The organism is Paraburkholderia tropica, from assembly GCF_014171495.1.
Lineage (GTDB): Bacteria > Pseudomonadota > Gammaproteobacteria > Burkholderiales > Burkholderiaceae > Paraburkholderia > Paraburkholderia tropica.
Map to the genome: position 1 here is coordinate 588,040 of NZ_CP049135.1, position 11,133 is coordinate 599,172.

The window sequence follows — 11,133 nt, forward strand, 5'->3', positions numbered from 1 at the left end:
GGGCAGGATTTTACCCGCAAGTGCCAATGCGGCCGCGAAGCGCCGAATCCAGCCGACGCATTTCGTGAAGGGGACACAATAAAATCGACGCGCGAAACAGACTCGATTAATGACTCGCGACAAAATCAAATCATTAATAACCGGGAAAGTTCCCGTTTTCTATTTCTGCAACAGACTCTTCCAGAATTTAGAAGAAAGTAAAATGCCCCGAAAGCGGGCAAAAAAAACGCGGCCCGAGGGCCGCGTAAAACAGATGAAAAAAGACCACCCTTGGTCAAGGGGCAAATGAATTGTACCGCCGCACAGTGGCTCCGTGGATCACATAATCTGGAACAATACCTTCCACAAAGCGGCAGAATACGACAGCAAATATTTCGTCATCTTCTGTAACGCCCGCCGGACGGACATTGCCGACCCGTCGCCATAATGCAACAGATTTTAATGTCGTCACATTTTGTCGCATCTATTTCCGGATTGAAAAAATGCTTATAACCCAGTGACTTACGTGAATTAGTGCGAATTCTACAATTTTCAGAATGTATTATTGCCTCGAACGATAAGAATGTTCTGATTTACGAGAATACACTGGGCCTCGAATCGTCAGACCACGAAGGCCAGCGCAGCAACGCGGTATTCGTGAGATTCCCAAGCACTGTCCGGAGTTAAAAAGCATGAAAAAAACCCTCATCCTCGCTGGCGTTCTCGGTGCCTTTGCCATGAGCGCGCATGCGCAAAGCAGCGTCACGCTTTACGGTTCTCTCGATGCCGGCATCGTCTACGCGAACAACGCCGGCGGCCACAGCCTGTGGGCCCAGGGCAGCGGCGCGCTGTCCCACAACTACTTCGGCCTGAAGGGCTCTGAAGACCTCGGCGGCGGTCTGAAGGCCATCTTCACGTTGGAGAGCGGCTTCAACATCGGTAACGGCTCGTTCAGCGAATCGAATACGATCTTCAACCGTCAGGCCTATGTCGGTCTGCAGAGCGACCAGTACGGCGCCCTGACGCTCGGCCGCCAGTACGACTCGATGAACCAGTACCTCGCACCGCTCTCCGAAGCGGGCGCGGGCTTCGGCAACAACCTCGCGGGCCACCCGTTCGACAACGACAACTTCGCCCAGACGTTCTCGATCAAGAACGCGGTCAAGTACTCGAGCGCGAACTACGCGGGCTTCCAGTTCGGCGGCATGTACGGCTTCTCGAATGAAGCCGACGGCTTCGCGAACAGCCGCGCATGGAGCGCGGGCGCGTCGTACAGCAACGGTCCGCTGAACGTCGCGGCCGGTTATCTGCAACTGAACAACTCCGGAACGGTGGGCGGCAACACGAGCGGCGCCGCCTCGGCCGACACGAACATCTCGGCCCGCCAGCAACGCAGCTTCGGCGTCGGCGCGAACTACACCTACGGTCCGGCGCAAGTCGGCTTCGTGTGGTCGCACTCGCAGATCGACGGTCTGCAAAGCCTCGGCAGCGGCGGCACGACGCTCGCCGGCCTGAGCGGCCTGAACCTGCACATGGACAACTACGAACTCAACGGCGCGTATCACCTCACGCCGGCGCTCGCGCTCGTTGGTTCGTACACGTTCACCGACGGCACCGTCACGGGCACCGGCGGCGGCGACCAGAGTCCGAAGTGGCACACCGTCATGGTCGGCACCGACTACTCGCTCAGCAAGCGCACCGACGTCTACCTCGCGGGCGTGTACCAGCACGCTTCGGGTTCGCTCGGCGTGAACGGTTCGGGCCAGGCGCTGCAGAACGTGGCGGCGATCAATACGCTGTCGCCGTCGTCGACGAACAACCAGATCGCCGCGACGATCGGCCTGCGTCACCGCTTCTAGGCACGTCGGCTCGCGCGCCTGCGCGAACCTCGCTCTCAACGCACAAACGGCACAACCGTTTGTGCGTTTTTTATTCGGCGACGCGTTCGCGCGGACGCGACGCTGTTTCATCTTTTTACGATATGCGGACCTCCACCGCATCCGGCGTGCGTATACTCATGTGCAGCTTCCGCAGTTTCGCACTGCGTTTCGATCTGTATCCCGTTCTGCATCCGTACCGCCGCCATGAATACGCTCACGCAACGCCTCGCCGCCGTCCTGCCTTTCGCCCTGCTCGCAGCCTGCGGCTCGTCGCCTTCGAGCACCGCCTCCAACGGCGAAACGATGATCTACGCTTCGTCGGCGCGCTCGCCGTCATCGATCGCCAACTGTCTCGAAGACCGTCTCTCGGACGTGCACGAATCGCGCTCGGGCAACATCACCGAACTCGCGGTGGGCTCGCGTTCGAACGCTTCGTATTTCGTCACGCTTACGCCGAACAACTATGGCTCGGTGATTCGTGTCACGCACGGCGCCTCGACCTCCGACAATCCGCCTGAAGAAAAGCTGCGTTTCGACGTCGCGCGCTGCACGACCTGATGCGTTGAACGTCACGGTCGGCGCATGAATTATTTACTGCGCCAACCCCCTGTCACGAAGCGGTCACATCTGCGATGATGTGCGCCCTTTCGACTTTGCACGACACCGCTTCATGGCATCAGGGACCGCACATCACGCTACCGGATGGGCAGCCGGCGTCATCGCCGCCGCCCTCGTCACGCGCATGGGCGCCGACGGTCCCTGGCATCTCTTCGCCGCGCTCGCCTTCGTCGCGGGCGTCGCGGGCGGCACCGCGCCGGACTGGCTCGAAGTCGCGTGGTGGAGCAAAAAGCGCCGACTGTGGTGTACGCATCGCACGATCACGCATTGGGGCATCGGCTGGATCGCGCTGCTGGTGAGCGCGTATCGCGAACTGGGCCATCAGTGGTGGGCCGCGCCGGCCTTCGGCTTCGCGTGCGGCGGCCTGATCCATCTGTTCGCGGACTGGCCGAATCCGCTCGGCGTGCCCTGGATCATGCGCCGGCATTCGCTGAACTGGTGGCGCAGCGGCCATTGCGATCTGATCGTGGTCGCGGCGTCGTGGGTGGCCGCGTGGTTCTTCGCCGTGCATGGCGTGCCGCACAGCTGGTCGCTGGAACCGCTGCGCCGACTCGTCTGATTAATTCGCTTTATTCATCTGGATTCCGAAATAAATCAGTGATGCGATGCGCGCATAAAACGGGCGACCGTGGTCGCCCGTCTCCGTGCTTCAATCCAGCTTGAAGTCGATGCCCTGCGCCAGCGGCAGCGCCGACGAATAATTCACTGTGTTCGTCGCGCGCCGCATGTAGCCCTTCCAGGCATCCGAGCCCGATTCGCGGCCGCCGCCGGTTTCCTTTTCGCCGCCGAATGCGCCGCCAATCTCCGCGCCGCTCGGTCCGATGTTCACGTTCGCAATGCCGCAATCGCTGCCCGACGCCGACAGGAATCGCTCCGCCTCGCGCAGATCGGTCGTGAACACGCACGACGACAACCCATGCGCCGCCGCATTGTTCGCCGCAACGGCCTCGTCGAACTCGCGATACTTCACGACGTAGAGAATCGGCGCGAAGGTTTCTTTCAGCACGATCGCGCTTTGCATCGGCATTTCCACCAGCGCGGGCCGCACGTAGTAACCGTTCGGCAAGCCTTCGACATCGACCCGCTCGCCGCCCGTCACCTTGCCGCCTTCCGCACGCGCTTGCTGCAGCGCCGCCTGCATCTGCTCGAACGCGCGCGCGTCGATCAGCGGTCCCATCAAGGTGCCCGCCGTAAGCGGATTGCCGATCGGCACCTTCGCATACAACTGCTTCAAACGTTCGACAGTGGCCTCGTAGACGCTCTCGTGCACGAACAGCCGGCGCAGCGTCGTGCAACGCTGACCCGCCGTGCCGACCGCGGAAAACAGGATGCCGCGCAACACGAGTTCGCGGTCGGCGCTCGGCGTGACGATGCCCGCGTTATTGCCGCCCAGTTCGAGGATCGAGCGCCCGAAACGCTGCGCCACGGCCACGCCCACCGCGCGGCCCATTTCCGTGCTGCCGGTCGCGCTGACGATGGCCGCGCGCGGATCGGCGACGAGTTTCTCGCCCACCTCGCGTCCGCCGATGACCAGCGAGACGAGGCCTTCCGGTGCATCGCCGAACGCGTGCAGCGTGTCGTCCATGATCTTCTGCACGGCGAGCGCGGTGAGCGGCGTTTTCTCCGAAGGCTTCCAGATCACGGGATTGCCGCAGACGAGCGCGAGCGCCGCATTCCAGGACCAGACCGCGACGGGAAAATTGAACGCGGAAATCACGGCGCAGACGCCCATCGGGTGCCAGCTTTCCGCCATCCGATGACCGGGACGCTCGGAGGCGATGGTCAGACCATAAAGCTGACGCGAAAGACCGACCGCGAAATCGCAGATGTCGATCATCTCCTGCACTTCGCCGAGTCCCTCTTGCAGGATCTTGCCGGCCTCCAGCGAAACGAGACTGCCGAGCGCCTCCTTGCGGGCGCGCAGGCGCTCGCCCAGCAAGCGCACCAGTTCGCCGCGTCGCGGCGCGGGGACGTTGCGCCAGTGCAGAAACGCGGCCTGCGCGCGCGCAAGCGCGGCGTCCACGTCGGCGGGCGACTGGCTCGCCACCTGTCCGATGGTTTCGCCGGATATCGGCGATTTCACTACGATGTCACCCGACCTGGCTTCTTCTGAAATGCCGAGGTCGGCGAGAATGCGCGCTGCGTCCATGACCGATCCTTATATTTCCGATAAGAAACAAACTCTCGTGCGCCGACTATACACGGCGCCCGATAGCGCATCAAGACGGACAAAAACGGATGCAGCGACACGGTCAGATGCCCGTGCGACAAGCGCTAACGGCAGCTTGCACGGGGTTCCGGCAGAAAAAACGGACGCTCAGCAGGAGTTTCCGATCAGAAACTTTTCGCCTCTACGACTGAGTTTCCTATCGGAAACCGAGAAAAATCGGGCGCGGCGCGTCGGCGCTGCCGACGCTGCGAAGCAATGGAAGCGCAACCTCAGCGCGCGTAACCGTTGCCGCCACCGGCCTGCGAGTCTTGCGCGCCGCGCCAGCGAGCAGAACTGCCCTGACCGCTCTGACCGCTCTGACCGCCCTGACCGCCCTGACGATCCTGTCCAGTGCCGTTTCCAAACGGTGCATGGCCGCTGCCGTCGCGACCAGCATGGCCGGAACTAGCGGCGGGCGCACCCGGACCGCGCTGACCGTAACCCGGCTGCGCCTGACCGGGCCCGCGTCCGCGATGCTCGTCGGGCGGCATCTGACCACGACGATAAACGCCGCCCCGGCGATCCCCGTCATCGCGACGACCGCCGACCGCGATATCAACGGTCCCCACCGCGCCATATGCCGGCGCATAACCATAGCCATATGCGGGCGCCGCCTGAACAACCTGACCGCCGCCCTGATCGTCATAACCGTAGGCCGTCCCATATCCCGGTCCGTAACCGGGACCGACCACACAGCCCGCCAACGCCGCAGCGGCTCCTGCCGCCAGCCACAGTTTCAACATCGCTGTTCCTCGAATCGCTATGCGAAAAATTCGCCATCAACAAAAAGCCCCGCAAACATCGCGGGGCTCGTCGGATCGCACGGACACCTTAGCGGCAGTGCTTTTCCCAGTGCTTATGCACGCGGACCTTGTGGCACTCGTGGTGCACGCCGGCCTGCGCCGACGAAACGCCAGCGGCGAGAATGCCCAGCGCGGCCAGTGCGAGGAGGATTGGCTTCATGGATTGCTCCGATCGGTTGAATGCGGGGCTCGAATCGTAGCAACGGGCTTTGCGCGGCGCGAGCAATGCAAAACGCGGCCTGACAATCGAAACGCCCATGGCATCGCCAATCGCCGAAGCAACGGAAAACGCGGAAAAAAGCGGCGGGAGGGAAACGATCAGGTGAAACGAAAAAGTGCGCTTTATCGGTTGTCAGCAGGAAGGCGGACGCGGCGAGGCGCGCGGCCGCGCTTCGTGCTCACGATTCTTGCGTGCATTCCGGGCGCCCCATGCGATGACCGATGATCAAACCGGCGTCGTAGGCGGTTTCGAGCGCGCGACCGACGTCTTCCGCGCTCACGAGGTGAAAGTCGGCGGTTTGCTTGCCGGTCAACTCGAAGCGCTCGATGCCGAGCGTTCTACGCGAGATGGCTAACAGTAATTCGAGGCGTTCGTCATGCATTATCTTTACTCCATTTGATCTTTCTCACCTGATCTAAATATAAGGTCGGTCATGGCGCACTTCACGTGGCGCCGCGCCGCATATCGAGGCTCTACTCAAAACCTTACTGTATTGAAAGACAACTCCTAACCGCATAAGATCCGCCGCGATCTTTAAGGATTGTCAATTCGAATCCCTAAGCAATTTCACGCGCCAAAAGCGACAGATCGCAGCAGCGGCCCCGCGCCCATCCGATCGACGACATTGGCCATCTGGCCGAGTTTCCTAAGCGCTACGCTTTGTTATTATCGGAAACGTGCCAGAACAGAATTCCTCTTTGCCTTCGCTTATGGACAACTCGCTCGCGCAACCGTCGAGTTCCTCGACCGCCGACCTCGGACGCCGCGTCCGCGCCGCGCGTCTCGCCCAGGATCTGACGATCGACTACGCCAGCCGCGTCTGCGGCGTGTCGCGCTCGACGCTCTCGAAGATCGAAAACGGTCTGATGTCGCCCACGTTCGACGTGCTGCAAAAAATCGTCGCGGGTTTGAATATCGACCTCGTCGATCTGTTCGGCTCGGCACCGAAGCTCGATTTCGGCGGCCGTCGCGCGCTCACGCGGCGCGGCGCCGGCAAGCCGCACGCGTATCGCGGCTACGAAATGGAACTGCTCGCCACCGAACTCGCGCACAAGGCCATGCTGCCCTTTCTCGTGCGCATCACCGCGCATTCGACCGAGGCCTTCGACGACTGGGGCCGCCACGAGGGCGAGGAATTCATCTACGTGATCAGCGGCAGCGTGTGCCTCTACACCGAGCTCTACACGCCCACGCAACTCGAGGCCGGCGACAGTCTCTATTTCGACAGCCGCACCGGGCATTACGCGGTGTCGACCAGCGAAGAAGACGCCATGGTGATCTGGATGTCCACCGGCGCCGCCGTGCCGGGCTCGCCCGAACCGGAGGCGCAAGCCGCGCCCGCCGCGAAGCCGACGCGTTCCAAAAGGAAACTTTCGTCGGCTTGAGGAAACGCCCGCCGTTTTAGCAGTTTGCGCGACCCGGGCGGCGCGCTCGGGTCGACCTGGCCGTCTGCTGATCCGCCGCCGGCCTTTCCACCGCCTGCTTGTCCGCCGCCGACGCTTCCGGCTGACGCTTGCGCGACCGGCGTCCCGGCGCGCTGGCGTGCGCCACCGCATCGCGTTCGCGCGCCGCGATCCGCACCGCGTCGATCAACGCGCGCCCAGCCGGCGAGGGCTGCGTGTCGGTACGCTGGATCAGGCCGACGGGCTCCTCGCCGCCCGCCACCGGCAACGGCAGACGCACGAGCGACCCGTGCCGCAAGTCGTACTCGACCGCGCCCGACGGCACGAACCACACCGCGTCGTTTTCCAGCGCCATCGCGCGTCCGACCGAAACCGAGAGCAATTCGACCGATGACGTCAGCGGCGGCGCGCCCCACGCCGCCAGCAGGCTGTCCGCGGCCTGGCGGATCAGCGTGCCGAACGGCGGCAGCACGAGCGGAAACTGCGTGGGGAACTGCGCGAGCGGCCGCGCCGCGCCCGCGCCCTGCAACAGCGGATGCCCCGCGCGCACGACAACGGTCATCGGCTCGTTGTAGAGCTGCTCGAAGCTCAGGCCGACCATGCGCTCGGGATCGGCGAGACGGCCCACCGCGAAGCTGATCGCGCCCGCCTTGAGGCGTTCGAGCAGTTCCGTATTGGCCGCCGTCAGCAGCCGCACGCTCACGCGCGGCCACTCGCCGGCGAAGCGGCGCATCGCGTCAGGCAGCAAGGCCGTCGCCACCGTCGGCAACACGCCGATGTCGAGCGTCGCCGCCACCGCGCCCTCGTCGCGCGCGAGCAAGGCCACGCCCTGGCGCAGCGCGCTCACGCACGCGCTCGCATGCGGCATGAACAGCTGGCCCTCGCGCGTGGTCACTGCACCGTGGCGGCCGCGCTCGAACAGCTTCACGCCCAGCGCCGACTCCAGCTCGGCGATGGTCTTCGACACGGCAGGCTGCGTCACGGACAGACTTTCCGCCGCCTGCTGCACGCTGCCGAACTGCGCCACCGCCAGAAAACACTGCAAATGCCGGAATTTGACGCGCGAATCCGCAAGCCGGTTTTCCATAACGATTCGTTATACGAGATGCGATAAAACATCATTTTGCATAACTTTTCGCATTGGATAAAGTGGATGTCATCCGCGCAACGCGACCGTCCGCCGCGCGGCATAAATCCACTTCCCCAAAATCTGCCAGGAGACAACCCCATGGACGAGTCCATCCTGTCGCCGCGCGACTTCGACTCGCACCCGGCTTTCGTTTATCCGCCGTATCGCTCGTCGGTGAAACGCGGTCCCACGCTGCCCCTGATTCCGCTGAAGGAAAAACTGCGCAATCTGCACGCACCCGTCTACGGCGCGGAAGATCTCGGCGCGCTCGACAGCGACCTCACGCGCAACGCGGCACGCAATGGCGAACCGCTCGGCGAACGCATCATCGTCACGGGCCGCGTGCTCGACGACGGCGGCAAGCCCGTGCGCAACACGCTGGTCGAAATCTGGCAGGCGAACGCCGCCGGCCGCTACGTCCACAAGCAGGATCAGCACGATGCGCCGCTCGACCCGAACTTCCTCGGCGCGGGCCGCTGCGTGACCGACAACGAAGGCCGCTATCGCTTCCTGACGATCAAGCCGGGCGCGTATCCCTGGGGCAATCATCCGAACGCCTGGCGCCCGCAGCACATTCACTTCTCGCTGTTCGGCGACTACTTCGGCTCGCGCCTCGTGACGCAGATGTACTTCCCCGGCGACCCGCTGCTCGCGTTCGACCCGATCTATCAAGGCACGCCCGAGCAGGCGCGCGAGCGCATGATTTCGCGCTTCTCGCTCGACACCACCGAAGACAGCTACGCACTCGGCTACGAATTCGACATCGTGCTGCGCGGCCCCAACGAAACCCCGATGGAGCGTTGATCATGGCACTCAAGGAAACGCCCTCGCAGACCGTTGGCCCGTACTTCGCCTACGGCCTCTGCCCGCAGCAATACAACTTCGATTTCAAGAGCCTGTTCACCGCCGACATCGTCGGCACGCAGACGCCCGGCGAGCACATTTCGCTGATCGGCCGCGTGATCGACGGCGACGGCAAGCCGGTCTTCGACGCGATGCTGGAGTTCTCGCAAGTCGACGCCAGCGGCCGTTATCCGGCCTCGCGCGAGCAGATCGCCGAAACGGGTTTCCGCGGCTTCGCGCGCGTGGGCACCGGCACGGATCCGGAACAGCGCTTCATCGTGCGCACCGTGAAGCCGGGCGTCGAGAACGCCGGCGAGGCGCCGCATCTGAACGTGATCGTGATGATGCGCGGCATGCTCACGCATACCTTCACGCGCGTGTATTTCGACGACGAAACGGCGGCCAACGCGGCCGATCCGGTGCTGTCGTCGGTGCCGGCGGCGCGTCGCGACACGCTGATCGCGCGACGCAGCGAACAGGCGGGCAAGATCGTCTATCACTTCGACATCGTCATGCAGGGCGAACGCGAAACCGTGTTCTTCGATCTCTGATCGCTGCATGCCACGCAGCCGGAGCGCGCCGCTCGGCATCAAAGACGCATGACTTTCACGCGCCTTTCATGAACGTACCCTAAGATCGCCCGCACTGCGATCTGATCGCGGAACTCCGAGCTGTACCTTGATGAAGCCTGCCACGAGCAGGCTTCTTTTTTGCTTTCGCGCATTGTCGACGACGTGAACGCGCACGCTCGAATTGCGAATCAGCCGAGCGGACGCACGCCGATCAGCACGCCATGCAGCCAGAACGCGAACACGGCCCACGCGACGAGACCGATCACGACGGCCAGCGCGTCACCGCTTGCGCTGCCGGGCGGATAGACCACGCCGGCCTCGCGATCGCGACGGCGGCCGGCCCGCACTTCCACGAGCGCCCAGATGAGGAACACGCCGAACAGCACGATGGCATGCAGCGTGCCGTTGGCGAGCAGATGCGCGAACGCCCAGAGCGCCACGCCGCTGACGAAGGGCTGGCCGAGCACGCGTTTGATGTGATTGTTGGGCACGTAGGCCGCCACGATCATCACGAAGGCGATGGCGGTGAGCAGCGCGACGAGATGCGCCATGCCCGGCGGAGGCAACCAGACGGGGACGGGATAACGCCGCGCGATCCCGTAGCCGGCGACGGTGAGCACGACGCCGAGTATCGACAGCAACGCGAACACGCCGCGCCATGCACGGATGCCGAAGCGTTCGATTTGCGCCGCGCGCCACGGCCCGGCCAGCACGCGGATCGAGTGCACGCCGATGAAGATCGCAAGACCCAACACCAGTAACGCCATTGCCGTCTCCTGTCTGCGCGTTCAAGCGCGCATTGCTGTTTATCACAAGACGGCGTGCAGTGTCGCGCAACCGGTACGCCACGCCAATGCGAGAGATCGGCGCAGCGCATCCGCGTTAATCACGCGAACAGCGAACAGGAATACAGCGGGACGCGAACCGGCGAATCCACCATGCCCATTAAGCGGCCATAATGAACCGAATAGTATTATTAAAACATCGCTGAAAAATATACCGGAAATGGCCAATAAGCCGAATTGCCATCCGGCAAAATCGACAAAACGCAATTACGAACGCCACCCCGGGCAAACGCCCGTGCGCCGTGCCGTACAGGCCAATCAGCAGCGGAAATGCTCGATATCCTGGCCTGCGTGCTTATAACGCAAAAGCCAGCTCGGCATTTCGCCTTCCCCGTTCCAGGTATTGCCAAAGGCATCCCGGTACTTCGGTTGCCGTTCGCTTTCGGCAATTGATGACTCAAGATCTTCGAGCGTAATGCCGTACTCTTCCATGCGGTGTTGAATCCACAGGATGAGCCGTTCGCGCGCCTCACCGTCGAGGTCGAACATCGGTTAATTCCTCTCGCATCGCCAAGGGCAAGGCGCCGATCGCTATCGAATCGTCTGCCCTGAAAAGACAAAGGCTTCGCTCGTACCGCGAAGCCTTGCTGCACTGATGAGGTGGCCTGGGCTGTGGAACCCGTGACCGGTTC

At 63.1% G+C, this 11,133-nt stretch carries 13 protein-coding genes; 6 read left to right on the forward strand and 7 right to left on the reverse strand.

What is annotated here, in order from left to right:
- Nucleotides 1-671: 671 nt before the first annotated feature.
- The 3 genes from G5S35_RS17400 (at nucleotide 672) to G5S35_RS17410 (ending at nucleotide 3,036) form a co-directional block, all read left to right on the forward strand.
- Complete coding sequence (locus G5S35_RS17400) at nucleotides 672-1,838, forward strand: porin (protein ID WP_074985915.1); 1,167 nt, start codon at nucleotides 672-674, stop codon at nucleotides 1,836-1,838.
- Between the two features lie 225 nt (nucleotides 1,839-2,063).
- Nucleotides 2,064-2,417, forward strand: a complete 354-nt coding sequence (locus tag G5S35_RS17405; RefSeq protein ID WP_065065941.1) for a sugar ABC transporter ATPase — start codon at nucleotides 2,064-2,066, stop codon at nucleotides 2,415-2,417.
- A 112-nt stretch (nucleotides 2,418-2,529) separates the two neighbouring features.
- On the forward strand, nucleotides 2,530-3,036 hold the full coding sequence (locus G5S35_RS17410; RefSeq protein WP_183039273.1) for a metal-dependent hydrolase: 507 nt from the start codon (nucleotides 2,530-2,532) through the stop codon (nucleotides 3,034-3,036).
- A gap of 90 nt (nucleotides 3,037-3,126) precedes the next feature.
- Here G5S35_RS17410 and amaB read toward each other — a convergent pair whose 3' ends face one another.
- From amaB to G5S35_RS17425, 4 genes are all read right to left on the reverse strand, one after another.
- Nucleotides 3,127-4,626, reverse strand: a complete 1,500-nt coding sequence (amaB, locus tag G5S35_RS17415) for an L-piperidine-6-carboxylate dehydrogenase (RefSeq protein WP_110328596.1) — start codon at nucleotides 4,624-4,626, stop codon at nucleotides 3,127-3,129.
- Between the two features lie 290 nt (nucleotides 4,627-4,916).
- Nucleotides 4,917-5,429, reverse strand: a complete 513-nt coding sequence (locus G5S35_RS40280) for a hypothetical protein (protein WP_146230051.1) — start codon at nucleotides 5,427-5,429, stop codon at nucleotides 4,917-4,919.
- 88 nt (nucleotides 5,430-5,517) lie between these two features.
- On the reverse strand, nucleotides 5,518-5,649 hold the full coding sequence (locus tag G5S35_RS40000) for a hypothetical protein (RefSeq protein ID WP_258365530.1): 132 nt from the start codon (nucleotides 5,647-5,649) through the stop codon (nucleotides 5,518-5,520).
- 238 nt (nucleotides 5,650-5,887) lie between these two features.
- Entirely contained in the window at nucleotides 5,888-6,091 is a 204-nt protein-coding gene (locus G5S35_RS17425; protein ID WP_065065945.1) for a DUF6900 domain-containing protein, read from the reverse strand.
- A 328-nt stretch (nucleotides 6,092-6,419) separates the two neighbouring features.
- On the opposite strand from G5S35_RS17425, the gene G5S35_RS17430 reads away from it, so the two are divergent.
- Complete coding sequence (locus G5S35_RS17430) at nucleotides 6,420-7,094, forward strand: helix-turn-helix domain-containing protein (RefSeq protein WP_065065946.1); 675 nt, start codon at nucleotides 6,420-6,422, stop codon at nucleotides 7,092-7,094.
- Between the two features lie 16 nt (nucleotides 7,095-7,110).
- Here the strand turns inward: G5S35_RS17430 and pcaQ are convergent, their stop codons facing one another.
- Complete coding sequence (gene pcaQ / locus G5S35_RS17435; RefSeq protein ID WP_074985905.1) at nucleotides 7,111-8,199, reverse strand: pca operon transcription factor PcaQ; 1,089 nt, start codon at nucleotides 8,197-8,199, stop codon at nucleotides 7,111-7,113.
- 141 nt (nucleotides 8,200-8,340) lie between these two features.
- On the opposite strand from pcaQ, the gene pcaH reads away from it, so the two are divergent.
- Both pcaH and pcaG read left to right on the forward strand, forming a co-directional pair.
- The gene (pcaH, locus tag G5S35_RS17440; protein ID WP_065065947.1) at nucleotides 8,341-9,045 is read left to right on the forward strand and encodes a protocatechuate 3,4-dioxygenase subunit beta; all 705 of its coding nucleotides are present in this window, start codon (nucleotides 8,341-8,343) and stop codon (nucleotides 9,043-9,045) included.
- Nucleotides 9,045-9,635: a protocatechuate 3,4-dioxygenase subunit alpha gene (pcaG, locus tag G5S35_RS17445; RefSeq protein ID WP_110328628.1), complete on the forward strand. Its 591-nt coding sequence runs from the start codon at nucleotides 9,045-9,047 to the stop codon at nucleotides 9,633-9,635. The genes pcaH and pcaG overlap by 1 nt, the downstream gene beginning before the upstream one ends.
- A gap of 209 nt (nucleotides 9,636-9,844) precedes the next feature.
- On the opposite strand, the gene G5S35_RS17450 is transcribed toward pcaG, so the two are convergent.
- Together G5S35_RS17450 and G5S35_RS17455 are read right to left on the reverse strand one after the other, a co-directional pair.
- Nucleotides 9,845-10,423 carry an NnrU family protein gene (locus G5S35_RS17450; RefSeq protein WP_183039274.1) on the reverse strand — a complete coding sequence of 193 codons (579 nt, stop codon included), beginning with the start codon at nucleotides 10,421-10,423 and terminating at the stop codon, nucleotides 9,845-9,847.
- A gap of 336 nt (nucleotides 10,424-10,759) precedes the next feature.
- On the reverse strand, nucleotides 10,760-10,990 hold the full coding sequence (locus tag G5S35_RS17455) for an H-NS histone family protein (protein ID WP_065065950.1): 231 nt from the start codon (nucleotides 10,988-10,990) through the stop codon (nucleotides 10,760-10,762).
- Between the last annotated feature and the right edge of the window lie 143 nt (nucleotides 10,991-11,133).

What these genes read in the sequence shown, in the direction of transcription:
- G5S35_RS17400 (WP_074985915.1), top strand. Translation starts at nt 672, where the DNA reads ATGAAAAAAACCCTCATCCTCGCTGGCGTTCTCGGTGCCTTTGCCATG.
- amaB (WP_110328596.1), bottom strand. Translation starts at nt 4,626, where the DNA reads ATGGACGCAGCGCGCATTCTCGCCGACCTCGGCATTTCAGAAGAAGCC.
- G5S35_RS17450 (WP_183039274.1), bottom strand. Translation starts at nt 10,423, where the DNA reads ATGGCGTTACTGGTGTTGGGTCTTGCGATCTTCATCGGCGTGCACTCG.
- G5S35_RS17405 (WP_065065941.1), top strand. Translation starts at nt 2,064, where the DNA reads ATGAATACGCTCACGCAACGCCTCGCCGCCGTCCTGCCTTTCGCCCTG.
- G5S35_RS40000 (WP_258365530.1), bottom strand. Translation starts at nt 5,649, where the DNA reads ATGAAGCCAATCCTCCTCGCACTGGCCGCGCTGGGCATTCTCGCCGCT.
- G5S35_RS40280 (WP_146230051.1), bottom strand. Translation starts at nt 5,429, where the DNA reads ATGTTGAAACTGTGGCTGGCGGCAGGAGCCGCTGCGGCGTTGGCGGGC.
- pcaH (WP_065065947.1), top strand. Translation starts at nt 8,341, where the DNA reads ATGGACGAGTCCATCCTGTCGCCGCGCGACTTCGACTCGCACCCGGCT.
- G5S35_RS17410 (WP_183039273.1), top strand. Translation starts at nt 2,530, where the DNA reads ATGGCATCAGGGACCGCACATCACGCTACCGGATGGGCAGCCGGCGTC.
- G5S35_RS17455 (WP_065065950.1), bottom strand. Translation starts at nt 10,990, where the DNA reads ATGTTCGACCTCGACGGTGAGGCGCGCGAACGGCTCATCCTGTGGATT.
- pcaQ (WP_074985905.1), bottom strand. Translation starts at nt 8,199, where the DNA reads ATGGAAAACCGGCTTGCGGATTCGCGCGTCAAATTCCGGCATTTGCAG.
- G5S35_RS17425 (WP_065065945.1), bottom strand. Translation starts at nt 6,091, where the DNA reads ATGCATGACGAACGCCTCGAATTACTGTTAGCCATCTCGCGTAGAACG.
- G5S35_RS17430 (WP_065065946.1), top strand. Translation starts at nt 6,420, where the DNA reads ATGGACAACTCGCTCGCGCAACCGTCGAGTTCCTCGACCGCCGACCTC.